Genomic DNA, 25,692 nt, shown 5'->3' with positions numbered 1-25,692 from the left:
TTTTGTTTTTAAGGGGGATTCACGGTGAAAGAAGTGATTGTGGAGAAAAAAGAAGGATATTTGCTTGTTACGCTAAACCGGCCGCATGTTAGGAACGCCATAAATTTTGAGGTTATGGATTTATTGGAAGAGTCCATCGAACAAGTGAAAACGGATGGAAATTGTAAGGCCATGGTGATCACAGGAACTGGTAATGTTTTTTGTTCGGGTGGTGATTTAAAAGTCTTTCATCTTCTTGATAATCAAAAAGATGCTTACCAAATGTTATCGCGTATGGGAGAAATTTTATATAAAATAGCTACTTTGCCGAAGCCTGTTTTTGCTTTTTTAAATGGACCGGCTGTCGGCGGTGGATTGGAACTGGCTACAGCATGTGATTTTCGATATGTAAAAAAAGGATCTTTTATGGGCTTTATTCAAATTCAGCAGGGAATTACCACCGGTTGGGGCGGTGGAGCTCTTTTACTTGAGAGGGTGGCAGAATCCAAGGGACTGGAATGGCTGATGTCGGGGAGAAAATTTACTGAAGAAGAGGCAAGCTTGTATGGATTTGCAAATGGCGTTGTGTCAAATATAGATGAGAAAACCATAGTAGGGATTATTGAGCCTATTATTAAAAATGATATTAATGCGTTGATGGCGTATAAAAGTATGACTATCCGCAAAAAGAAAGCATCTGATTTGTATAAACGGATGCAAGAAGAGATTAAACGATGTTCAGAGTTATGGGTATTACCATTCCATATGGAGACTGTGGAACGATTTCAGAAAAAGTCTCAATAAGAAGCGATTATCATGTTAATAGAATCTTGTTTATTCTATCTTTCCTACTAGACGCATATGATTGAATATTATGAATGCTTATTGGGGGGAAGAGTGGATGACAGGTTCAAGGCAGGATGGATGGTCGCAGGATGAGGATGTATATTTGGCGGAGGTGGTATTACGCCATATCCGTGAGGGAAGCACACAATTAAAAGCATTTGAAGAGGTTGGTAAAGGGTTGTCGAGAACTCCGGCTGCATGTGGCTTTAGATGGAATTCTTATGTCCGTAAGCAATATTCGGAAGGGATAGAGCTGGCTAAAAAAGTACGTAAAGATCTTAAAAAATCGCTAGGGACTGCGGAATTGGAGGTGGAGCAGCCGCAGTGTGAGGAACAAAAAATCTCGGTCGGAATAGTCGGGGATGCTGAGCTCAATCTTTCTCTAGATACGGTTATTGCCTATTTAACCAACTTAAAGAGTAGGTTGGAAGAACGATCATTCCGCTCGCCTGAAGAATTACTGCTGGAATACTCAGAGTTAAAAAAGCACGCAGATTATTTAGTTCAAGAGAGAGATACAGTAGAAATACGATTTAAGCAGATGGAGAAGGATTACCGTGGATTGCTTGATTTACTGAATCGGGCACGTCAATTATCGGAGGAAAAATGATGATTGCTACAGGAGCATGCCTTTTTAAAAGGTGTGCTTCTATTAATGTTTGATGAAAAGAAAAAGCTTTCTCGCTGGAAAGCTTAAAGTCAATCTATTTATCATTATTAGGCTGCCAAATCAGTGGGTTCTCTCCTAAATCTCTTTCCATATCATACTCTACAGGTTCGAAGCCCTGTTTTTCCCAAAAAGTACGCGAATGGACTCTTGGGTTTGTTTTGATCGGCAGGCCAAGGTCTTTGGAGAATTGGACGAGCATGGAGCCGTATCCCTTTTTTTGATAATCCGGTAAAACTTCAAGCTTCCATATTTCGTAGTAATCCTGTGGAGGGTCAAAATATTTATCAAACCTGGCATCGATTTTATAAAGACTCATCCTGGCCACTAATTTATCCCCAAAATAGATGCCGTAAAAAGGTGATTCGCTATTATCTTCAATAAGATTTGCCTGCAGATCTTCTAGCATGGATAATTCCTGCAAACCATATTCCTTAAATTTCTTGAATTCTTCAAGCGTGCGGTAGTTAACGCGTAATTTTTCAACCTTTACACTCACTTCATAGCCCCCTTAAATGTATGTGAAAAGTTTATACTTATATTTCCATTATAGCTAAATATATAGAAAAATCATAATTTTTAGTCGTCAGGACGGCTGCTGAACACTGGTTGAGTGAGTGATCGGCCGAATAAGTGTGAATAAGTGTGAAATTCAGCCGAATAAGTAGGTAATCCGGCCAATCGACAAAGAAATAGAGCGGAGTTCATGATTAATCCAGCCACAAGAATGAAGTGGTTGATAAGCGATTATGCTATTCCTCCAAACTACAAGGAAATAGAGAGGAAGCCATCGATAATTCAGCTAAATGACGATTGACTAAAACAGGATGGAGTTTCTTTTCATCATACATAGCAAATGTTACAATTATTGCAAAAGATCACTTGGAGGAAAACATGAGGATTGGGATAATAGGAGGAGGGGCAATTGGATTATTGGCAGCCTCCAAGCTGAGTGATAACCATCAAATTACGCTATTCACGCACACATCATTACAAGCGGACGAAATTAATGAAAAAGGAATTACCCTAATTGACATGCAGGGTGAGGTTAATTATAAAAATATTAATGCGGTATGTATTGATGATTCGGAACATTTAATTCAAAGACAAGAAATCATCATTCTAAGCGTAAAGCAGACCGCTCTCATAGAACTATGGTCTCTACTAGAAGAGAATGCATCTGCAGTTGTCTTTTTACAAAACGGTATGAGCCATTTCGCTCATTTACCTGAATTGCTGGTTTCCACAATCTATACTGGGATTGTTGAGCATGGTGCCATTCGGGAAAATAATCATACGGTTCACCATACAGGAATTGGAATGATAAAAATGGGCTTATATAGAGGAAGGAAGCTGCCGGGTATGGAATATTTGGATACGGATGGTTTTCCGGTGCAATTGCTCCCTGATATCAAATCAATTCATACTGAAAAATTGATTATTAATTCTGTTATAAACCCGTTGACCAGTATATTAGGGGTTCGCAACGGTGAATTAATAAAAAATACATATTACATTAAGCTGTTGAAATCCATCTGTCAGGAGGTTTGTCATTCGTTATTAATTCCGGAAACTGAGCATCAGATTTATTTAGAGAGAGTTATTACAATATGTGGTCGAACAGCTAAGAATACCTCTTCTATGTTAAGGGATCTTCAGTTGGGTAAAAAAACTGAAATAGAGGCAATCCTTGGATATTGTATTCGCGAAGCAGATAAGAATGATATCCCAGCACCTCAATGTAAAATGCTGTTTAATATGGTGCGTGGTATGGAAGAAAGTGAGGAGATGTGAGTGGACAGCTTATTAGCAGGCCTTATCGCTATTTGCGTAATCATGCCAATTATTGTTTATTTGACCGTATATACAATTTCCCGACAGATGCTTAAAAATAACAAAAAGGCAGTCAGGCTTTCTGCCGACGCTACGACGGTTTTTTTGATTATGGCAGTTCATTATGCAATCATCGCTCTTTTTGAACATTCATACTTATGGATTATTTTAATTGTCTTGATTATAATCGCTTCCGCTGTGTTGTTTATGCATTACAAAGTAAGGGAAGAGGTTGACTTGAAAAGAGTTTTCACTGGTTTTTGGAGAGCTTCATTCCTGTTATTCTCTGCCGCCTATTTTTTATTGGCCGCAATTGGGATTCTTGAGAGAATAGTAAAAGTATTTACATAGGCGAGTAGCAATACCTTTTAAAGCTTTCAAAGGGAATGATATACTGTTATATGAATTTGTTCAAAAGGAGACAACCATTGATGATGGAATACATAAAAATGAATCTTCCAGCTATGAATAGTTTTGCATCTGACTATATCAAGGGAAGTATAAATAAATCTTTTGCAGAGTATGATTGGAAGAATGAGAAGCATATTCAAGATCGGGCGGATTGGCTTGATGGTCGAACTTATCCACGAGATGAAATGGCAACCTATATTGAATCCTTCATGAGTAAATATGGAATATCAGAGCAAGTAAAGGAAAATATCGATGCCTTGCGTGAGGATGCTTTAGTAATCGTTGGGGGCCAGCAAGCAGGATTATTGACTGGACCGCTGTATTCTATTCATAAAGTTATCTCGATTATAAAATTGGCAAAGGAACAAAGTGAAAGATTAAATAAAAGGGTAGTCCCAATCTTCTGGATTGCTGGTGAGGATCATGATTACCAAGAGATTAATCATGTTTACGCTGAAGAGGGGCATGAAACTAAAAAAATCGTGTACCCGGAAAAACCTTTATCGAAAAAAATGATATCTGATATTAATATGAATCCGGATATAGCGAAAGATTGGCTGCAGGATGTATTTTCCTTATGGGGAGAGACAGAGCGTACGAACGAATTGCTGGATTGGGCGGAAAAAGCAATTGATCAATCCGAAACCATCACCGATTTTTTCGCTATTCTTATAAATGATCTCTTTAAAATGCATGGTCTCTTAATGGTGGATTCAGGTGACCCAGGCTTTAGGAAGCTGGCTGGGCCTGTCTATCAGCAAATTGCTTATGAAGCAGGAATTAGCAAAGCCGTAATTGAACAGCAAAATCTTTTGAAAAAAAACGGATATAATCCGATTATTGATCTTGATGAACAATGTACGAACTTATTTTACTACGAGCCTTCAACTCTTAACCGGCTGCTGTTGGAACGTGAAGAAGGTTCAAGTGACTTAATTGGGAAGGGAAGCGGAATTAAATTATCACAAATAGAGCTGGATCGTTTACTATCTAAACATCCAGAGTATTTCAGTACAAATGTTGTATCTCGTCCACTTTTACAGGAAAAACTGTTTCCTGTCTTAGGATTTATAGCTGGACCCGGCGAGATTGCCTATTGGAGTGAAATTAAACCTGCGTTTGCCATGACTGGAGAAAAGATGCCACCGATATGGCCTCGACTTTCCTTTACGTTATTGGAAGGAAATATTGAAAGATTATTAGAGGAACTTAATCTTCCCTTGGAAAAAGTTTTGAGAAAAGGTTGTTCAGAGGATAGGGAGTTCTATCTGGAAGAATTGCGTAAACAGGCTCCGGATACATATAGCAGTATAATTAAAAATCTGGAATCTGCTCATCTTACGTGGCAACAAAAAGCGGTTGAATTCGATAAAGGATTGGAACCTCTTTTCGAAAAAAATCGCCACTTGATTAAAGAACAGCTCCTTTTTATGCAGAAAAAGGTGGAGAGCCATTTAGAGAGAAAAAATGAAGAAACGATTGCAAAATACAATCGTGTCGAAAATAGTCTCCATCCGGCAGGCGGCCTGCAGGAAAGAATTCTCAATCCGTTTTACTTTTTCAATCAATATGGGACATTATGGGTCGATTGCCTCTTGGCGGAATCGCTCGAATTTGATGGGTCGCATTATGTCGTAACCATATAAAGATGCTGTAAGAACTTAAGTGGAGATTTGCTTCGTTTGACAATAAATAAAGAGTGAATTATGGAAGCTTTTGTCCAAATAGAACATAAAAAAACAGATAATAATATCTAGAAAAAACTGTCTTAGAAAGGCAGTTTTTTTTGTTTTTCTAGGCTTGGCTGAAATCAATGAATCATAGTCTGAAATTTTATTCAAATATTAAAGTTTTTTTATATAAATTGTGGAGAAAAGTGGGGCGATGTGGTACTCTAAGGTGGAGAAGTGGGGTGAAGGACATGTTCATGGGTGAATACCATCATTCAATTGATTCAAAAGGACGCATAATCATACCTTCTAAATTTCGGGAAAGTTTAGGCGATATGTTTGTAATTACACGCGGCCTTGATCAATGCCTGTTTGGATATCCACTGGATGAATGGTCTCAACTTGAAGAAAAACTAAAAGGCCTTCCACTTACGAAGAAGGATGCAAGAGCATTTACCCGTTTCTTTTTTTCAGGTGCGACTGAATGTGAACTGGATAAACAGGGACGTGTGAACATCCCGGGACCACTTTTAAACTATGGAAAATTGGAAAAAGAATGCGTAGTTTTAGGAGTATCTAACCGGATAGAAATATGGAGTAAATCAATATGGGAAGAATATTTCTCGGAATCAGAAGAATCTTTCTCAGAGATTGCTGAAAATATGATTGGTTTTGATATTTAATGCGCATACTTCCTTTCAGGAAGGTGAAGAAATGTTTAATCATACGACTGTACTATTAAAAGAAGCTGTGGATGGACTGAATATAAAACCTGACGGTATCTATGTTGATTGTACCCTTGGGGGCGCAGGACACAGTGAATTAATTGCGAAGTCTTTATCCGGACAAGGAAGATTAATATCGTTTGACCAGGATGAGACTGCATTAAAGCATGCAGAGAAGAAGCTAGAGCCTTATATGGACAAGGTAACATTAATTAATAGTAATTTTGTTTATTTTGATGAAAAACTCACTGAATTAGGTATTACAAAGATAGACGGTATTCTATACGATCTGGGTGTTTCATCTCCTCAATTTGATACCCCGGAAAGAGGATTCAGCTATAACCATGACGCATTACTTGATATGCGAATGGATCTATCATCTCCTTTAACAGCTTATGATGTAGTGAATAGCTGGACATACGAAGAGTTGGTCCGGATTTTCTTTAGGTACGGTGAGGAAAAGTTTTCGAAACAAATTGCCCGCAAAATCGAACAAGCCAGAGAGATTGGGCCAATTCGTACAACCTTTGATTTGGTAGATATTATTAAGGAAGCTATCCCTGCTCCAGCAAGGCGAAAAGGCGGACATCCCGCTAAGCGAATCTTTCAAGCCATACGAATAGCCGTGAATGATGAACTGAGAGTTTTTGAAGTATCTTTAGAAAAAGTGCTTCCTATGCTCAATAAAGGCGGCAGAATTTCAGTGATTACGTTCCATTCGTTGGAAGATCGGATTTGCAAAAGCTTCTTTAAAGAACATTCGGAATTACCGCCAATGCCACATGGATTGCCGATTATTCCAAAAGAATTCGAGCCGGATTTAAAGTTGATAACCAGAAAACCGATTTTACCGAGTGAAGAAGAAGTGGAAGCGAATAAAAGAGCGCGTTCAGCTAAATTAAGAATAGCAGAAAAGAAATGAATAGATTATGAAAAATTATTTAATGGGAGGGGATAAACTTGAGTAGTTTAGCAAGAAAACTTCAGCAAGAACAGCAACGTCATGTAGGAACAACAACAAAGAAGGTTAAAGTAAAAGGCGGCATTACGATTGGTGAGAAGATTCTATATTTAACGTTCTCATTGTTTATCGCTTTCTTTGCTGTAAAAATCATTTCCGCACAAGCGAATATATACTCAACGAATAATGAAATTATTGCTCTTGAAAGCAAGATAGAGAATCAGGAAAAGCTTAATAAAGATTATGCAGATCAAGTGGCGGAGTTAAGTACATATGACCGAATCTGGCAAAAAGCAAAAGAATTGGGATTAACACTAAAAGATAAAAATGTTAAGGTAGTGCAAGATTAATGAGTAATCGAAAAAGCCGCAATAGGGGAGCAGCACTCTTATTTGTAATATTTGGGCTGCTTTTTTGTGTAGTATTTTTTCGCTTTTTGTATATTCAGTATACTGGTGTTGCCGGTGGACAGGAGCTTGCTGCTAAAGCGCAGGATAAGTATGAAGTCACCCGTACCTTGTCGGCACAAAGAGGAACGATTGTTGACAAAAATGGTGAGGTGCTGGCAAGGGATACGTCAACCTATAAGCTAATTGCCCTCCTTAATTCATCTGTAACTGAAAATCCGAAAAAGCCAAAACATGTTGTAGATAAGGAAGAAACAGCAAGAGTATTGGCTGAGCACATTGATATGGATGAAAGCGAAATATTAAGTCGTTTGAACAAAAAGGGACTTTATCAAACTGAATTTGGTGCTGCTGGACGTGATTTAACCCATCAACAAAAAAATGATATCGAAGGATTAAATTTACCAGGTATTACGTTTGTAAAGGATACGAAGAGATTTTATCCGAATGGAATCTTCTCCTCACATGTAATAGGGTTTGTTGAGAATAATGAAGAAACAGGGAAAACAACTGGAGCGTTAGGGCTAGAAAAAGAATTGGATAAGTATTTACAGGAAGAGGATGGATCTATCAAGTTTGAGGGTGACCTATGGCGAAATATTCTTCCTAATAAAGAGACGGTAGTGAACGAACCTTCGAATGGAGCTTCTGTTCAGCTGACGCTCGATAAAAAAATTCAAATCTTTTTAGAAGACGCAATGTCGGAAGTCAATAAGAAATACAACCCAACTAAAATGATTGGTGTCGTAGCAGATCCAAAGACAGGGAAAATATTGGCTATGTCACAGCGCCCTACTTTTGATTTAAACACAAGGGATGGACTTGCAGATACCTGGCAGAATCTAGCGGTTGAAGAATCTTTTGAGCCAGGTTCTACCATGAAGATTTTTACGTTGGCTGCTGCTGTTGAAGAAGGAGTATTTAATCCTAATGAAAAATATAAATCAGGCATGTTTAAGATTAAAGGTTCTAGACCGATAAGAGACCATAATGGTGGAGCAGGGTGGGGGACGATTAGCTATCTAGAAGGGGTTCAACGTTCTTCAAATGTTGCTTTTGCTAAATTGGCTGATGAAAAAATCGGAACTGAAAAACTTTTAACATACTTTGAAAGCTTTGGTTTTGGTAAAAAAACAGGTATTGATCTCCCGAGTGAAACGACCGGTAAATTTGTTTATAAATATAAATCTGAACAAATCACGACTGCCTTTGGGCAGGGTTCAACTGTTACACCGATCCAAATGATTCAGGCAGCAACTGCCGTCGCAAATGACGGAAAAATGATGAAGCCCTATGTAGTTGAAAAAATTGTGGACTCCAACACGAAAAAAGTATTGAAGGAAACGAAACCTACTGTAGCAGGCAAACCGATTTCCAAGGAAACGGCAGCTGAGGTGCGTGATATATTGGAAACGGTCGTAACCTCTAAACATGGAACCGGTAAGCCATATAAATTGGATGGCTATGATGTTATAGGTAAAACGGGAACGGCTCAGATTCGCAGTCAAACTGGCGCGGGTTACGCTACTGGTCATGAAAATTATTTATTTTCTTTCTTAGGAATGGCACCGAAGGATAATCCTGAGGTTGTAGTATATGTGGCTATTCAACAGCCGAAAATCAGCGCTACTGAGTCTGGTTCAGCCCCAGTTTCCCAAGTATTTAACTCAGTAATGGAAAATACATTAAAGTACCTAAATATTAAATCAGATAATACAAAGAAAAAATCCACTAGTGAAGTTCCTGAATTAAAAGAAACGAATGTTGAGACTGCTAAGGCGAAGGTTGAAGAGCTTGGCCTGACACCTATTGTTATAGGGAAAGGGATGAGTGTTTCTAAACAATCGCCGAGTGCAGGATCTCAGATTATTCAAGGAGAGAAGGTTCTTCTTCTGACCGATGGCGACTTAACAGTACCTAATTTTTCAGGATGGTCAATTAGGGATGTTATGAAGGCGGCTTCCTTAATGGAGGTGGAGTTAAATACTTCAGGCTCCGGGTATGCTGTTACTCAAAAACCAAAAGCAGGAACAAAATTGAAGGATGATACTTTCCTAGTTGTTCAATTTGAGAATCCTAAAACCATATATGAAAAATCAAAAGAGAATAGTTCAAAAACCAAGGAAGAGGATGTAGAATCCGATTAGATTTATTTCAGAGCCTGATAGCTTTTAAAGCTATCAGGCTCTTTTTTTCTTTTCATAATGTGCATACATAAACCAAAGGGTACAAGCATACAGTGAAAAAGAGTCGTGCATTGGAGGGATGGGCATGAGAGCATCAAATATTACTGTCAGAAAACGATTAATCGCAGCATTGTTGATCGGATTGTTCGTATTTCTGGTAATCATCATCAGACTAGGATATGTTCAGTTTTATTTAGGAGATTTTTTGACGGGCTTAGCTAAAGATTCGTGGAGCAGAAATGTTCCATTTGAGCCAAAACGGGGAGAGATCAAGGACCGTAATGGAGTGGTTTATGCTACCAATAAATCCGCCCCTACTGTTTATATTGTCCCTCGCCAGGTGGTGAATCCAGCGGATACAGCTAAACAAATAGCCTCAGTACTGAATATGAGGACGGATAAAGCTTTTAAACTCATAACCTCAAATACGTCTATCGTAAAGATACCTGAAGGCCGAAAAATCAGCCACAATAAAGCAAAAGAAATTAGAAACTTAGATTTAAAAGGAGTCTATATTGCTGAGGACTCAATTCGTTATTATCCTAAAGGATCTACACTGGCACATGTTCTTGGATTTGCGGGTATCGATAATCAAGGATTGATGGGCCTTGAATTGGCCTATGATGATGAGCTGAAGGGACAAAAAGGGTATGTTAAGTTTTATGCTGATGCAAAAGGAAAACGGATGGAGAATATGGCTGATGACTATAAAGCTCCAGCAAATGGGTATGATTTAAAGCTAACAGTTGACAGCAGAATTCAAACGATTATTGATAGAGAACTGGAAATTGCCGAAGAAACATATAACCCCGATGGTATTGTTGCTATTGCCGTTAATCCTAATACAGGAGAAATACTGGCAATGTCGAGCAGGCCTACATTTGATCCGTCGAATTTTAGAAATGTGGCACCTGAGGTTTATAATCGGAACTTACCTGTATGGAGTACCTATGAGCCAGGTTCTACATTTAAGATTATTACGTTGGCCGCAGCGCTTGAAGAAGGAAAAGTGGATTTGAAAAATGATCATTTTTATGATCCAGGCTATACAAAGGTAGGCGGAGCTAGTTTAAGATGCTGGAAACGGGGGGGACATGGATCTGAAACATTCCTTGAGGTAGTACAGAACTCCTGTAACCCTGGGTTCGTTGAGCTTGGTCAAAGACTCGGAAAAGAAAAATTATTTAATTATATTCATGACTTTGGATTTGGAGAAAAAACGGGTATTGATTTACAGGGAGAGGGGAAAGGGATTTTATTTAATATAAATCGAGTTGGCCCGGTTGAACAGGCAACAACTGCTTTTGGCCAAGGAGTCTCAGTTACACCAATCCAACAGGTGATGGCTGTGTCGGCGGCGATTAACGGCGGAACACTTTATACCCCCTATATCGCAAAAGAAATTGTAAATCCTGTCACAGGTGATACCATCATTAAGAAAACTCCAAAGGCGAAAAGGAATGTTATCTCAAAGGAAACTTCAAAGGAAATTCGTGAAGCTCTTGAAACAGTAGTGGCACAAGGTTCAGGGAAAGGTGCATTTGTTGATGGTTATCGAGTTGGCGGGAAAACCGGTACAGCTCAGAAGGCTCAAAACGGCAGATACCTAGAAAATAATTTCATTGTCTCATTTATCGGGTTTGCACCATCTGATGATCCGCAATTGGTTGTCTATTTAGCGATTGATAATCCAAAAGGAACGGTTCAATTTGGAGGGGTCGTAGCAGCTCCTATTGTTGGAAGGATCATGAAGGATAGTTTGCCAGCACTTGGTATTGAGCAGCGTAAAAATCAAGTAGAGAAAGAAAAAAACTATTTAGATCCGAGAATGGAAGAAGTTCCTGATTTGATTGGAATGACACTAAAGGATTTGGGTGAGCAATATTCTACCTTCAAAGTAGAAAAGTCTGGGAGCGGAAATCGGATTGTGCAGCAATCACCGCAAGCAGGTGTCAAATTGAAAGAGGGTTCTTCCATCCGAATATATCTGGAAGAGGATGATACAGAGGAATAATAGGTTATAAAAGTGGTGCTGCTTTCAGGATATTTCTGCATAGAATAACAAATTGGCAGCTGATAAAAGTTCTTTTCAGCTGCCTCTTCGTAATCTGAAAAAAGTGTAAGCGGTTATTCTTTTACCTGACTAGAAGATTATATACTTTATTATTTCTAAACGGCTTAAATTACGATACAATAGTGAAGATTGCTTTAAAAAGAAAGGAACAGTTTTATGAAACTCGATGAATTAATCTCTAGAATACCGTTTAAACAGAAACAGGGAGATGGCAACCCTCTTATTTCATCCATTGAGAATGACCACCGCAAGGTAAAGGAAGGCAGCTTGTTTATCTGTATTAAGGGATATACTGTCGACGGCCATGATCTTGCAGAAGAGGCGGTTAGAAATGGAGCAGTCGCTATTGTTGCAGAGAAGCCTCTATCACTCTCTGTACCTGTCGTAATTGTTAAAAGCACACAAAAGTTAATGGCTTTACTGGCTGATTTCTTTTATGGCCACCCTACACAAAAGCTTAATCTAATCGGAATTACCGGAACAAATGGAAAAACAACAATTAGTCATCTGGTAGAAAGAATATTTCAGGATGCAAACTATACAACAGGTTTAATCGGAACCATGTATACGAAGATTGGATCTGAAAAGTTCGAAACAAAAAATACAACACCTGATAGCCTAACCTTACAAAAAACATTTGCAGATATGGTGAACAATCGTGTACATACTGCAGTTATGGAAGTATCTTCGCATGCACTCGATATGGGGCGTGTATTTGGCTGTGATTACGATATTGCTGTTTTTTCAAACTTAACACAGGACCATCTTGATTATCATGGAACAATGGATAATTACCGTTATGCAAAAAGCTTATTATTCTCACGTTTAGGAAATACTTATCAGGATAATAAGCCGAAGTATGCCATTTTAAACGCTGATGATTCAGCATCCATCATGTTTGAAAAATCAACTTCTGCTAGTGTGGTAACATATGGAATTATTCAAAAAGCAGATGTTAGGGCAACTGATATTATTATTACTTCAGAAGGAACAAAATTTACTTTGACAACGCCAGACCATAGCTGTCCAATAACAATCCCGATGATTGGAAAATTCAACGTATACAATTGTCTGGCTGCCATTGCTGTTGGACTTGTTTCAGGTCTTCATATCAATCAGATCTTATCGTCTTTACAGAATATTAAAGGAGTGACGGGGCGTTTTGAGCCGGTCTTCGGAGGACAGGAATTTACAGTTATAGTAGATTATGCACATACACCTGATAGCTTGGAAAATGTTCTGAAGACAATCAATGAGTTTGCTTCTAAAAAAGTATATACGATCGTTGGCTGCGGTGGTGATCGTGATCGTACAAAACGTCCAATTATGGCTCGGGTAGCATGTGAATATAGTTCAAATGCCATATTCACATCTGATAATCCGAGGAGTGAAGATGCTTTATCCATTCTTTCTGATATGGAAAATGGTGTCGCCGGCTATGATTACAAAGTTATTGCTGATCGTAAGGAAGCAATTTATGATGCCGTGTTCAGTGCTGAACCTGGTGATGTAGTCCTGATTGCCGGAAAAGGTCATGAAAATTATCAAATCATTGGTAAGGAAGTTCTTCATTTTGACGATAAAGAAGTCGCATTAGAAGCAATTGAACAGAAATTAAATTTGAACCGAAGAGACGAAAGGGAGTAGAACCATGCTGGAGCAAGTTTTATTTTTTACTATACTCGTATCATTCTTAATTACGGTTCTTCTCTCCCCTATTTTTATACCGTTCCTAAGACGTTTGAAATTTGGTCAGAGTATTAGAGAAGAAGGACCGAAATCCCATCAGAAAAAAACAGGTACACCTACGATGGGAGGGGTTGTATTCTTACTGTCAATCCTTGTTACAACCCTTGTAATGACTGGTAAATTTAGAGATCCGGGTACTGAAACCTATTTACTGCTATTTGTAACCATCGGTTTTGGTTTACTTGGTTTCCTGGATGATTTTATTAAAATCGTCATGAAGAGAAATCTTGGATTAACATCTAGACAAAAATTGCTTGGGCAAATAGTTATATCTTGTATCTTTTATTTCATTATGAGACAGAGCAATATGTCTACTGAAATTAGTATTCCATTGACTGATTACAGCATTGATATTGGATGGTTTTACATCTTTATTATTATTTTCTGGTTAGTCGGTTTTTCGAATGCTGTCAATTTAACTGATGGTCTTGATGGGTTGGTATCTGGGGCTTCTGCTATCGCGTTTGGAGCATTTGCTGTATTAGCCTGGGATTTAAAAGAATATGATATTGCTTTATTCTGTGTAGCTGTTGTCGGGGCTGTGTTGGGATTCCTAGTTTTTAACGCTCATCCTGCGAAGGTGTTTATGGGTGATACGGGATCACTTGCCTTAGGTGGAGCTATTGCGACAGTGGCGATATTGCTAAAATTAGAATTACTTCTTGTTATTATTGGCGGTGTTTTTGTTATTGAGACTTTATCCGTTATTATTCAGGTAGCTTCTTTTAAAACGACAGGTAAGCGTGTATTTAAAATGAGTCCATTACACCATCATTATGAATTAAGCGGATGGTCAGAGTGGCGTGTAGTTGTAACGTTTTGGACGGTTGGCTTACTTTTCGCTATTTTAGGAATCTACTTAGAGGTGTGGTTATAATATGAAGCAAATAAATGATTATTTAAGAAAAAAAGTGCTTGTCCTCGGGCTGGCAAAGAGCGGGGTAAGTGCGGCTTCACTTTTGCATAAACTTGGTGCTTTTGTAACTGTAAATGATTTTAAGCCTTTGAATGAAAACCCAGAAGCTCAAGGTTTACTGGAAGAAGGTATTAAGGTCGTTTGCGGTAGCCACCCGATTGAATTATTGGATGAAGGGTTCGAGTTAATCGTAAAAAACCCCGGGATTCCGTATACAAATCCGATGATACAGGAAGCGCTGAAAAAGAATATAGAAATTATTACTGAAGTAGAGCTTGCTTATCGAATATCTGAGGCTCCTTTTATTGGAATAACAGGTACGAATGGAAAAACAACTACGACTACATTGATCTATGAGATGCTTGAACGCGGAGGGAAAAAGCCGCTTATAGCCGGGAATATAGGAACGGTAGCAAGCGGAGTGGCTCAGGAAGCAACGGCGGAGAATGTTATAGTAATTGAATTGTCCTCGTTTCAGTTGATGGGTATTCAAACGTTCAGACCTTATATTTCAGTCTATTTAAATCTATTTGATGCCCATTTGGATTATCATGGGACGAAAGAAGAATATGCATTCGCTAAAGCACAAATAACCAAAAACCAAAAGGATACTGATTTCATAGTGTATAATGCCAGTCAGGCGCCTACCAAAGAGGCGGCAGAGCGTTCAGCTGCTATTTCAGTTCCGTTCAGCACTGAATCCGTGGATGAAACAGGTGCTTACACGAATGACGGATTTATTTGGTTCAGAGATGAAAAGATTATCGCTATAGATGAGGTAGTATTGCCTGGTAAGCATAATCTCGAAAATATTTTGTCCGCTGTTGCTGCTGTTAAATTATATGGTGTAGCTAATGAAGCGATTCAATATGTACTAAAAACATTCAGCGGTGTTAAACATCGTACTCAATTTGTTGCAGAAATAAATGGACGAAAATTTTATAACGATTCCAAAGCAACAAATATTTTGGCTGCGTCAGCCGCTATATCCTCGTTTAAAAGTCCATTAATCCTGTTAGCTGGAGGCTTGGATCGAGGAAATGAATTTGATGAATTAATTCCGCTTCTCACTCATGTTAAGGCAATGATTGTTTTTGGAGAAACAGCTGAAAAATTAACGAAAACTGCACAGGAAGCAGGGATATCTATAATCAAACATGTCGATAATGTAGCTATAGCCGCCAATGAAGCATATAAACTTTCAGAAAGTGGCGATACTATTTTACTTTCACCGGCATGTGCAAGTTGGGATCAATATAAAACTTTTGAAGCCCGGGGAGACATGTTTATGGATGCCGTGCATAAGTTAAAATAGGGAGCTTGTTCAAGAGTCAGTATTTCTCATGAAAGGCACTGCCTAAATGCAATAGAGACGATTTTGAAGTCGTCTCTTTTTGTTAGCATTTATCACGCCCAGGAATACTTCCCTAATTTAAAACAAAGAGGTGCATGGAAGTGCCTGCAAAAAAAACCACTCCTGACTTTATTTTGATCATCGCAATGTTTTCCTTGCTTTCAATAGGGCTAATCATGGTATACAGCGCCAGTGCAATATGGGCTACCTATAAATTTGATGACACCTTTTTCTTTGCAAAGAGACAATTATTATTTGCAGGTGTAGGAATTGTAGCTATGCTGGTTATTATGAATATTGATTATTGGAATTGGAGAAGATGGGCAAAACCTTTAATCATCATTTGTTTTATTTTATTGTTGGTGGTGCTCATCCCGGGAATAGGAACATTAAGAAATGGTTCGAGGAGTTGGATTGGAGTAGGAGCTTTTTCCATTCAGCCTTCTGAATTTATGAAGCTCGCAATGATCGTCTTCCTCGCTAAATTCTTATCTGAAAGACAAAAGTACATAACTTCTTTTAAGAAAGGTTTAGCACCCTCGTTAGGTCTTGTCTTTTTAGCATTTGGGTTAATTATGATGCAGCCTGATCTTGGAACAGGAACTGTAATGGTAGGAACATGTATAGCGATGATTTTTATTGCAGGTGCCAGGATAAGTCACTTCGTCGGTCTTGGAATGCTTGGGGTGGCAGGCTTTGTCGCACTTGTTATATCTGCACCTTACCGGATGAAGAGAATCACATCATTTCTTGACCCTTGGCAGGACCCTCTCGGGAGCGGATTTCAAATCATTCAGTCACTCTATGCTATTGGACCTGGCGGGTTGTTTGGGCTCGGACTGGGCCAAAGCAGACAAAAGTTCTTCTATTTGCCTGAACCGCAAACAGATTTCATCTTTGCGATTCTCTCCGAAGAACTGGGTTTTATAGGTGGTTCACTTGTAATACTTTTATTCTCTCTCCTGTTATGGAGAGGTATCAGAATCGCCCTTGGAGCACCTGATTTATTTGGAGCCTTTTTAGCAGTTGGAATCATCATTATGATTGCCATACAGGTGATGATTAATATTGGTGTTGTGACAGGACTTATGCCGGTTACTGGGATTACATTGCCGTTTTTAAGCTATGGAGGTTCTTCATTGACCTTGATGTTAATGGCGGTTGGTGTATTGCTCAATATAAGCAGGTATTCTAATTATTAGAGTGAAATGAAGCTGATCCATTTAGCTTCTTTTTTTTTACAGATTATCATTATTTAAGTATAATGGTATTTTTAAGTAATATATATAATGAAGAACCTATGTAAACCTGGTTTAGAGTGTAGTAGAATATGGGTAAATCATATAGTTAGTAACATGTATGTTAAGTGAAAGGTGAATCAATCATGAAAATAGTATTAAGTGGTGGAGGTACAGGAGGACATATATACCCTGCACTGGCCATGGCAAGAGAAATTAAGAAGTTAAATCCGGAGGCATCTTTTTTATATATAGGTACCGAAAAAGGATTAGAAAAAGACCTCGTTAGTCGAGAAGGTCTTGATTTTAAAGCTATTGAGATTACAGGATTTAAACGATCTTTAAGCTTAGAAAATGTTAAAACAATATGGCGCTTCTTAAAAGGTGTTTCAAACAGCAAAAAACTATTAAAAGAGTTTAAGCCGGATGTCGTCATCGGGACCGGTGGATATGTATGTGGACCGGTTGTTTATGCAGCGTCCAAAATGAAGATTCCAACGATTATACATGAACAAAATAGTGTGCCAGGTTTAACAAATAAATTTTTAAGTCGATATGTTAATAAAGTGGCTATAAGCTTTGAAGAGGCTCGGCAATATTTCCCGAAGGAAAAAGTGGTCTTTACTGGAAATCCGAGGGGCTCAGAGGTTGTATCACATATTGGCTCAAATGCAATTCAGCAATTGGGCATTAAGAAAGGCATTCCTTCTGTGCTCATATTCGGAGGAAGCCGCGGAGCAAAAGCAATTAATGAAGCTGTTTTAAAAAATGTTGAAGTATTAAAGGATAAACCATACCAAGTGATATATATAACTGGTGACGTTCATTATCAATCTGTAAAAGAAGAGCTTGATTTAGTTGGAACTCCAGATAATGTCATTGTAAAACCATTTATACACAATATGCCGGAAATATTGCCTTCGGTTGATTTGGTTGTATCGCGAGCGGGAGCGACCACTTTGGCTGAATTAACAGCATTGGGAATAGCCAGTATCTTGATTCCAAGTCCTTATGTAACGAATAATCATCAGGAAAAGAATGCACAGGCTTTAGTACAAAAAGGGGCAGCAACCATGATAAAAGAAAGTGAATTGAATGGTAGCACCTTAATTAAAGCGATTGATGAAATAATGCTCGATACAGACAGGATTGAATCTATGAAGAAGTCAGCGAAGCAAATGGGTATACCTGATTCGGCTGAGCGTTTATTAAAAATGATGCAGGATCTGCAGTAAATAAATAGGACTAAATGAAATCAAAGAGGAATAAAAATCTTGATTCTAAAGATATCAAGCAGGACTTACGGTTAATGACTTATACTTATGTTCTTTTCTATTGTGATTAAAGGACTCATTAGATATGTTGGTTTTACCTTCTGATGGCCTGCTATGAAAAATGAATACCTCGTCCCTTCCGATTCATGATAATCCAATCCTCCTGTTTTTTAACCGTTGGGATCGGAAGTGGATTTCTTGATTCATTCCTTTAAAAAAGCAGAAAAAAATAAGAGATTATATGTTATAATTTTCTCATAATTGATGCGTTATCTATCAATTTTTGGTAAATGAGTTCTTTGAAATTTAAAAATAAAATCTTCACCCATCGATATAATTTTGCAATAATACCTATATATCATGGTGAGAATATTTTATTATGTATATGTAAAACGACGAGGGTATGCAGATTCTTAGTTGTTGGTTAAATGAGGTGTTTGTATTGGATAAGAATTTGGTATCTCTTGAAGATCGAATTCCTAAATTGAAACAGATGAGAAAAAAGAAAGCAAATAGGCGCCTAATTGGGCTGTTGACGATTTTCTTTTTACTTATATTCAGTATTATCTATTTGCAATCTCCATTGAGTCGAATCCAATCTATACAGGTCGAAGGCAATGCGTATTTGACAGATAAAGAAATCATTGAGCAAAGCGGTTTGGAAGTAGAGGATAATATTTGGGAGATTAAAGGTGACAAAATTGAAACGATGATTAAAAAACATCCCGAGATTGAGGATGTTAAATTAAAAAAAGGATTTCCCAACCATATAACATTGGAAGTCAGTGAATATAAATACACCGCCTATGTACAAAAGGGAAAGGAATATTATCCAATATTATCGAATGGTAAGATATTGGACAAGAAGTTAAGCCATATTCCTGATTCAGGGCCTTTACTTGTTTCATTTAAAGAGGGGAAACCATTGTCAATCGTTATTGGTCAGCTTGAAGAAATGTCCGAGGATGTGATGAACTCAATATCTGAGATTCACCACAATCCATCTAAGACTGATAAAACGAAAGTCACTCTTTACATGAATGACGGTTTTGAAGTAACTGCGAGTGGAGAAACTCTTGCTGAGAAGCTGGTGCATTATGCTGCAATTGTGAGTCAATTGGAGGAAGGCAGCAAAGGGGTTATCGATCTCGAAGTTGGTTCATATTTTCATTCTTATTAGTCAGATTCAAGGAGTGAAAAATGAAGGTAATTCCAAAAATTGTATTTAGGAACATAAAAAGAATCTTTGAACGTAATTTTAAGTCAACTGATATAGAAAATGAATTTTTAGGACATAGCGTATTATTTTAGTAGCTTAATTTTCTGAAATAAAACAGAATGAATTGGTTAGATGTGAGAAAATTCTTTTTTTATATGATATATGCTACAAATTTGACTTTTCTAGGCGTTCATATTGGTGTAGACTTGTAGTTAATAAGGTAATATGAAATAACAAATTGTTTTTCTAAAATATTTCTTATCATTAAAAAACAGACATTCTTTATACATTCTGATATTTTACAGGAAATAACAGGATAATAAAGGGTTTTGGCGAATAGTTGTTTTGTAGGGTTTCAAAAAGCTCAAACATAATATAGATAGCTATTAAAGGAGGTGCCAAAGGGTGCACAACAATGAAATTTATGTTAGCCTTGACATCGGTACATCCACTGTGAAAGTGATAATAGGAGAAATGGAAAATGACTCCTTGAACATAATCGGTGTGGGGAATGCAGCATCTGAAGGCTTGAAAAAAGGTCAGATTGTTGATATAGATGAAACTGTCAAATCCATTCGAAAAGCAGTTGAACAAGCTGAAAGAATGGTAGGTATGGAGATTCGTAAAGTGATTGTCGGAATCAGCGCCAATCATATTATGCTTCAGCCATGCCATGGGGTAGTCGCTGTATCCAATGACAATCGAGAGATTACAGAAGAGGATAAAACTCGTGTTAGAGAACAGGCGGAATTAGTTACAATTCCTTCTGATCGAGAAATTATTGATGTTATTCCTGTTCATTACAAAGTGGATGAAATAGATGAAATCAGCGACCCAAAAGGTATGACTGGAGTTCGCCTTGAAATGAGGGGCGTATTAATTACCGGACTCAGAACCATTTTACATAATACCCTTCGCGCTGTAGAACGTGCAGGTTTAGAAATAACTGATATTGCATTGCAGCCTATGGCGGCCGGCTCACTTGTTTTATCCAAGGATGAGCGTAATCTTGGAATAGCCCTAGTTGATATAGGTGGCGGTTCTACACAAGTCGCTGTATTTGAAGATGGGGAGTTAAAAGGAGCTACAGTTATCCCGCTTGGCGGAAATAATATTACAAAAGATATCAGCATTGTGTTAAAAACACCAACTGATGTTTCCGAACAAATTAAAGTTAGACATGGTCATGCATTTATTGATGATGATGCGGAAGAAGAAACATTCACAGTACCGGTGATTGGCAGCGAAAAACAACAGACCTGCAATCAATTTATCGTATCTGATATTATGGAAGATAGATTAACAGAAATCTTTGAAATGGTAGAAGATGCTATAGTGAATATGGGTGTAACTGATTTGCTTGGGGGGTATGTTCTCACTGGTGGAGTAGTAAAAACCCCTGGTATACTGGATTTAGCACAGAATATCTTGCAAAATCGCGTTCGTGGAGCGGAACCAAATTACATAGGTGTCAGAGAACCTCAGTACACAACTTCTGTTGGTCTTATCACATATGCATGTAACAAAGCCAGATCGCAAGGCTTGAAGTTAGGAGCGCATACTGTTGCTGCTACCAGAGAAACAACAGAAAAGCGTCCGGCTCAAAAACCAGCTCCAAAAGAAAAAGCACCAAAAAATCCAGAAGATAAAGTGAGTACAAAAATGAAAAAATTCTTCGGAGTATTTTTCGAATAAGGGAAACACTTTACCGAAAATAATAGGAGGACTTTCCATGCTAGAATTTGATACAAATATTGATTCGTTAGCAACGATAAAAGTAATCGGAGTAGGGGGCGGCGGAAATAACGCCGTTAACCGAATGATTGAACATGGCTTACAAGGGGTAGAATTTATTGCGGTTAACACAGATGCCCAAGCTTTGAATCTATCAAAAGCTGAAATAAAAATGCAAATAGGCGGTAAATTGACACGAGGACTTGGTGCAGGCGCCAATCCGGATGTTGGAAAAAAAGCTGCTGAAGAAAGTAAAGAACAAATTGAGCAAGCCCTTCAAGGAGCAGATATGGTATTTGTTACAGCTGGTATGGGCGGTGGTACCGGAACAGGAGCTGCTCCAGTTGTAGCTCAGATTGCCCGTGAGTTGGGTGCCCTGACTGTTGGTGTAGTGACAAGACCATTTACATTCGAAGGCCGTAAGCGTTCCACGCAGGCTCAGGGTGGAATTGCGGCTATGAAAGAATCTGTTGATACATTAATTGTTATTCCAAATGATCGATTATTGGAAATCGTTGATAAAAGTACACCAATGCTTGAAGCTTTCCGTGAAGCAGATAATGTTTTAAGACAAGGTGTACAAGGTATTTCTGATTTAATCGCAGTGCCAGGATTAATTAACCTGGACTTTGCAGATGTGAAAACAATTATGTCCAATAAAGGATCCGCTTTAATGGGAATCGGGGTTGCATCAGGTGAAAGCCGTGCTGCTGAAGCGGCTAAAAAAGCTATCTCCAGTCCATTGCTTGAAACATCCATTGACGGTGCTCAAGGTGTGTTAATGAACATCACTGGAGGAACGAACTTAAGCTTATTCGAAGTTCAGGAAGCTGCCGATATTGTAGCATCAGCCTCCGATCAGGAAGTAAATATGATTTTTGGTTCTGTTATTAATGAGAATCTGAAAGATGAAATTGTAGTAACTGTGATTGCGACTGGCTTCAATGAAATTGAACAACAACGTCCGGCGGCAAGACCGAACTTTGGCCAATCACGCCCTGCTCCTCAAACGAATCCAATCAAGCGCGAAGTACCTAAGCGTGAGGAATCTTATACTTCAGAACCTAGCAGAAATAATCAAGTGAGCAGCAATACTGATGATACACTTGATATTCCAACATTCTTAAGAAATCGTAATCGTCGTAGATAATATATTTCATAGAGGAAGATGATGATGTAATAGTAAATTACATCATCATCTTTTTTTGTTTTTGTAGATTCCCGCTGCAGGGTTTATAGCTCATTCTATGGATTTAGTCCGATAGTTCTATTTCAAACATTTTAATTAAGAATCTGATTGATTATCTCAATTCCTTTTTTCACCCCGATAGTTCTAATAGTTCAAATTAAATATGATTGGGGAAATTTTGCAGTAAACCATCGACAAATACTGATGAAAATATAAATAAAAAACGGTTGCACTCTTTACATGAAGTGACAACCTTTTGGATTATGTCAGGTTATAATTTCTCATATGTTCTATTAAAAAAAGTATGGGGAAACAATATGACTATTTATATTGATGCCATTTGGTTTCTCAATTGGGTCTTTGATACAAGTATATTAGTGTGGACTGCGGTTTTACTAAAAAACCAAATAAAATGGATTAGAATGCTAGCTGGAGGATTAGTGGGATCTATGGTTGTTTGGCTATATATCACTCCCTTTTCCTATTTAGCTGATCAAATTTGGCTGAAAAGCATGGTTTCTATTTTGATGGTTTTAACCGCATTTGGTTTTAGAAGTATCCGAGCATTTTTTAAAAGAGTTGTAACTTTATATGCTGTAACCTTTACAATTGGTGGAATCCTCTTAGGCAGTCACTATTTTTTTAGCTTTGAAGTGACTGAATATTTCAACGGATTCACAAGTGGAGCAGGCAGCTTCGGTGACCCGGTCAGTTGGATTTTTGTCATGATTGGATTTCCATTGGCATGGCATTTTTCAAAAAAACACATTAACATCCTTGATCTAGCCAAGTGGAATAAAGAGCAGAGGGTTACCATGATTGTTGAAATTAATGGCGTTTCATTTGAATCAGAAGGGCTTGTTGACACAGGGAATCAATTACTCGATCCATTATCCGGTTCTCCTGTAGCAATTATTTCACTCTATGGAAGGGAAACAATGATACCTGCGTCTGTATCCAAGTTAATTGACAAAGGGATCCAGAATTTGCATGGCGATTTTGCTGATTTCCCTGATGAGTGGCAAGAAAAAATGAGAATTATTCCGTGTAAGGTTGTTGGGAATGACAGTCAATTGTTAATTGCATTTAAACCAGATGTCCTATCCATTAAAGTAGCCAATGAATGTCGTGAGGTTCAAAAATGTTTAATTTCTTTTACCATGCAGCAATTATCAGGAGAAGGGCTTTTCGATTCCATTGTTCATCCAAAAATGGTACCGGCCGGTGATTCAGCATCTGCCTCTTAATGTAATAATCACTATACTCATTTCAGGAAGAAAATAGACGTTGAGGATTAGGAAAGGGGTTAAACAATTGAGAAATTTCCGCTTTAGACTATCCTATTATTGGACAAAAGTTTTAGTTAAATTAAAGCTTAAGTCAGATGAAGTGTATTATATTGGCGGCAGTGAGGCTCTTCCACCGCCACTCAGTAAGGAAGAGGAAGAAATATTAATTCATAAACTGCCTGCTGGAGATGAAACAGCAAGATCTATGCTAATTGAACGAAATCTTCGTTTAGTTGTATACATAGCACGTAAATTTGAGAATACAGGTATTAACATTGAAGATTTAATCAGTATTGGCACAATCGGCCTTATTAAAGCAGTAAATACCTTTAATCCTGAAAAGAAAATAAAGCTGGCAACATATGCATCAAGATGTATAGAAAACGAAATTTTAATGTATTTACGACGGAATAGTAAAACACGTTCCGAAGTCTCATTCGATGAACCGCTGAATATTGATTGGGATGGGAATGAATTGCTTTTATCAGATGTATTGGGCACAGATGATGATATCATCACAAAAAACTTAGAGACAAGTATTGATAAAAAACTTTTGGCTAAAGCACTGGAACAATTGAATGATCGGGAAAAGCAGATTATGGAACTAAGATTTGGCTTGGTTGGAGGGGAGGAAAAAACACAAAAGGATGTTGCTGATTTACTGGGGATATCGCAATCCTATATCTCCCGTCTTGAGAAGCGAATTATAAAAAGGCTTAGAAAAGAATTTAATAAAATGGTTTAAGGAAGGTGTAAAAAATATTTAGTCGTATAAAAGCTTTATGAAATCAGGGATTTTTCATTTAGTCACTATACGGAAATAATTTTCATATGCATATAATTCCCTCCCGCGGAGATACTTTACTTTGTACAGCAGCTCCTGCTAGGAGGGAATGGATTGACACGAAACAAAGTAGAAATATGTGGTGTGGATACATCAAAATTACCTGTTTTAAAAAATGATGAAATGCGAGAGTTGTTTAAACAGATGCAATCTGGAGAATCATCATCAGCACGGGAGAAGTTGGTTAACGGTAATCTTAGACTTGTCCTAAGTGTCATTCAGCGCTTTAATAACAGAGGTGAGTATGTTGATGACCTCTTCCAGGTTGGATGCATTGGTTTAATGAAATCGATTGACAACTTTGACTTAAGTCAGAATGTAAAATTTTCTACGTATGCTGTTCCAATGATTATTGGGGAAATTCGCCGTTATTTACGGGATAATAACCCGATTAGGGTTTCCAGATCGTTGAGAGATATTGCATACAAGGCTTTACAGGTCAGAGAGAGACTGATGAGTGAAACATCGAGAGAACCGACATCTGAAGAAATTGCAAAAGCTCTTGATGTTACGTATGAAGAGGTAGTATTCGCACTAGATGCAATCCAGGACCCAGTGTCATTATTTGAACCTATCTACAATGATGGAGGCGATCCAATTTTTGTAATGGATCAGCTCAGTGATGAGAAGAGTAAAGATAGCACATGGATTAATGAGATTGCATTAAAAGATGGCATGCGCAGGTTAAATGAGCGTGAGAAAATGATCCTTAAGAAACGTTTCTTCCAAGGGAAAACGCAAATGGAAGTTGCTGAGGAAATCGGAATTTCACAGGCACAGGTATCCCGCTTGGAAAAAGCGGCTATTCGCCAAATGAATAAAAATATCTAGCTGCTGATTAATGAACTTATAATTAAATATGTATTGCCCTTAAGCTATCCTCATTTGCAGGATAGTTTTTATTTATATTAGGCCAATTTATTATAGCAGAGTCTTCATTCCTATTTAAAAGAGGGGAACTCAAAATTCTTGCATCACCAGCATCTGTTTTTTATGGTTTTGTAGATAGCCAGATATGAAAGAAACTAAATCCTTTTCTTATAACGTTCAAGATTTGATGGATAGGAGGGCGTGCCAGAGAGAGAAGTTCTTTATTGTTCTTTCCATTCATATAATGCCTGTAACTA

Annotated in this window: 22 protein-coding genes; 21 read left to right on the top strand and 1 reads right to left on the bottom strand. The window is 37.9% G+C overall.

Annotation, left to right across the window (positions count from 1 at the left end; translation table 11 throughout):
* Window positions 1-24 precede the first annotated feature (24 nt).
* Together AC4G3N_RS08295 and AC4G3N_RS08290 are read left to right on the top strand one after the other, a co-directional pair.
* On the top strand, window positions 25-783 hold the full coding sequence (locus AC4G3N_RS08295; RefSeq protein WP_066100732.1) for an enoyl-CoA hydratase/isomerase family protein: 759 nt from the start codon (window positions 25-27) through the stop codon (window positions 781-783).
* Between the two features lie 97 nt (window positions 784-880).
* Entirely contained in the window at window positions 881-1,435 is a 555-nt protein-coding gene (locus AC4G3N_RS08290) for an RsfA family transcriptional regulator (protein WP_139891304.1), read from the top strand.
* 94 nt (window positions 1,436-1,529) lie between these two features.
* On the opposite strand, the gene AC4G3N_RS08285 is transcribed toward AC4G3N_RS08290, so the two are convergent.
* On the bottom strand, window positions 1,530-1,991 hold the full coding sequence (locus AC4G3N_RS08285; RefSeq protein WP_139891303.1) for an N-acetyltransferase: 462 nt from the start codon (window positions 1,989-1,991) through the stop codon (window positions 1,530-1,532).
* Window positions 1,992-2,386: 395 nt separating this feature from the next.
* Here AC4G3N_RS08285 and AC4G3N_RS08280 point away from each other — a divergent pair, with 395 nt between their 5' ends.
* From AC4G3N_RS08280 to sigG, 19 genes are all read left to right on the top strand, one after another.
* Window positions 2,387-3,286, top strand: coding sequence for a 2-dehydropantoate 2-reductase (locus AC4G3N_RS08280; protein ID WP_148629540.1), 900 nt, complete (start codon window positions 2,387-2,389; stop codon window positions 3,284-3,286).
* Window positions 3,287-3,676: a DUF3397 domain-containing protein gene (locus AC4G3N_RS08275; protein WP_077247941.1), complete on the top strand. Its 390-nt coding sequence runs from the start codon at window positions 3,287-3,289 to the stop codon at window positions 3,674-3,676.
* Between the two features lie 80 nt (window positions 3,677-3,756).
* Complete coding sequence (bshC, locus tag AC4G3N_RS08270; protein ID WP_175354214.1) at window positions 3,757-5,382, top strand: bacillithiol biosynthesis cysteine-adding enzyme BshC; 1,626 nt, start codon at window positions 3,757-3,759, stop codon at window positions 5,380-5,382.
* Window positions 5,383-5,657: 275 nt separating this feature from the next.
* On the top strand, window positions 5,658-6,089 hold the full coding sequence (gene mraZ, locus AC4G3N_RS08265; protein WP_066102303.1) for a division/cell wall cluster transcriptional repressor MraZ: 432 nt from the start codon (window positions 5,658-5,660) through the stop codon (window positions 6,087-6,089).
* 31 nt (window positions 6,090-6,120) lie between these two features.
* Window positions 6,121-7,053 carry a 16S rRNA (cytosine(1402)-N(4))-methyltransferase RsmH gene (gene rsmH, locus AC4G3N_RS08260; protein WP_066102300.1) on the top strand — a complete coding sequence of 311 codons (933 nt, stop codon included), beginning with the start codon at window positions 6,121-6,123 and terminating at the stop codon, window positions 7,051-7,053.
* Window positions 7,054-7,091: 38 nt separating this feature from the next.
* Window positions 7,092-7,442 carry a cell division protein FtsL gene (gene ftsL / locus AC4G3N_RS08255; protein ID WP_066100720.1) on the top strand — a complete coding sequence of 117 codons (351 nt, stop codon included), beginning with the start codon at window positions 7,092-7,094 and terminating at the stop codon, window positions 7,440-7,442.
* The gene (locus tag AC4G3N_RS08250) at window positions 7,442-9,646 is read left to right on the top strand and encodes a penicillin-binding protein (protein WP_491090010.1); all 2,205 of its coding nucleotides are present in this window, start codon (window positions 7,442-7,444) and stop codon (window positions 9,644-9,646) included. The genes ftsL and AC4G3N_RS08250 overlap by 1 nt, the downstream gene beginning before the upstream one ends.
* 124 nt (window positions 9,647-9,770) lie before the next feature.
* Window positions 9,771-11,699 (top strand): stage V sporulation protein D, encoded by a 1,929-nt coding sequence (locus AC4G3N_RS08245; protein WP_491090009.1) that lies wholly within the window; start codon window positions 9,771-9,773, stop codon window positions 11,697-11,699.
* A gap of 216 nt (window positions 11,700-11,915) precedes the next feature.
* Window positions 11,916-13,406 carry a UDP-N-acetylmuramoyl-L-alanyl-D-glutamate--2,6-diaminopimelate ligase gene (locus AC4G3N_RS08240; RefSeq protein WP_066100709.1) on the top strand — a complete coding sequence of 497 codons (1,491 nt, stop codon included), beginning with the start codon at window positions 11,916-11,918 and terminating at the stop codon, window positions 13,404-13,406.
* 4 nt (window positions 13,407-13,410) lie between these two features.
* Window positions 13,411-14,385: a phospho-N-acetylmuramoyl-pentapeptide-transferase gene (mraY, locus tag AC4G3N_RS08235; RefSeq protein WP_491090008.1), complete on the top strand. Its 975-nt coding sequence runs from the start codon at window positions 13,411-13,413 to the stop codon at window positions 14,383-14,385.
* Window position 14,386: 1 nt separating this feature from the next.
* Window positions 14,387-15,739: a UDP-N-acetylmuramoyl-L-alanine--D-glutamate ligase gene (murD, locus tag AC4G3N_RS08230; protein ID WP_139891299.1), complete on the top strand. Its 1,353-nt coding sequence runs from the start codon at window positions 14,387-14,389 to the stop codon at window positions 15,737-15,739.
* 140 nt (window positions 15,740-15,879) lie between these two features.
* A complete protein-coding gene (spoVE, locus tag AC4G3N_RS08225) occupies window positions 15,880-16,980 on the top strand; it encodes a stage V sporulation protein E (protein ID WP_066102297.1) in 1,101 nt (366 codons plus the stop codon).
* Between the two features lie 182 nt (window positions 16,981-17,162).
* Window positions 17,163-18,251 (top strand): undecaprenyldiphospho-muramoylpentapeptide beta-N-acetylglucosaminyltransferase, encoded by a 1,089-nt coding sequence (gene murG / locus AC4G3N_RS08220; RefSeq protein ID WP_139891298.1) that lies wholly within the window; start codon window positions 17,163-17,165, stop codon window positions 18,249-18,251.
* Between the two features lie 472 nt (window positions 18,252-18,723).
* The gene (locus AC4G3N_RS08215) at window positions 18,724-19,470 is read left to right on the top strand and encodes a cell division protein FtsQ/DivIB (RefSeq protein WP_257468950.1); all 747 of its coding nucleotides are present in this window, start codon (window positions 18,724-18,726) and stop codon (window positions 19,468-19,470) included.
* A gap of 444 nt (window positions 19,471-19,914) precedes the next feature.
* Window positions 19,915-21,204, top strand: a complete 1,290-nt coding sequence (gene ftsA, locus AC4G3N_RS08210) for a cell division protein FtsA (RefSeq protein WP_139891296.1) — start codon at window positions 19,915-19,917, stop codon at window positions 21,202-21,204.
* A gap of 37 nt (window positions 21,205-21,241) precedes the next feature.
* On the top strand, window positions 21,242-22,393 hold the full coding sequence (ftsZ, locus tag AC4G3N_RS08205; protein ID WP_066100689.1) for a cell division protein FtsZ: 1,152 nt from the start codon (window positions 21,242-21,244) through the stop codon (window positions 22,391-22,393).
* 356 nt (window positions 22,394-22,749) lie between these two features.
* On the top strand, window positions 22,750-23,679 hold the full coding sequence (gene spoIIGA, locus AC4G3N_RS08200; protein WP_181161983.1) for a sigma-E processing peptidase SpoIIGA: 930 nt from the start codon (window positions 22,750-22,752) through the stop codon (window positions 23,677-23,679).
* Window positions 23,680-23,746: 67 nt separating this feature from the next.
* Window positions 23,747-24,466: an RNA polymerase sporulation sigma factor SigE gene (gene sigE, locus AC4G3N_RS08195; RefSeq protein WP_066100683.1), complete on the top strand. Its 720-nt coding sequence runs from the start codon at window positions 23,747-23,749 to the stop codon at window positions 24,464-24,466.
* 153 nt (window positions 24,467-24,619) lie between these two features.
* Window positions 24,620-25,396: an RNA polymerase sporulation sigma factor SigG gene (sigG, locus tag AC4G3N_RS08190; RefSeq protein WP_066100680.1), complete on the top strand. Its 777-nt coding sequence runs from the start codon at window positions 24,620-24,622 to the stop codon at window positions 25,394-25,396.
* The last annotated feature ends 296 nt before the right edge of the window (window positions 25,397-25,692 follow it).

The sequence above is a fragment of the Bacillus sp. z50 genome, from assembly GCF_058313585.1.
The sequence above is the reverse complement of the archived record's forward strand: the minus strand, read 5'-3'. Positions and strand labels throughout refer to the sequence as shown.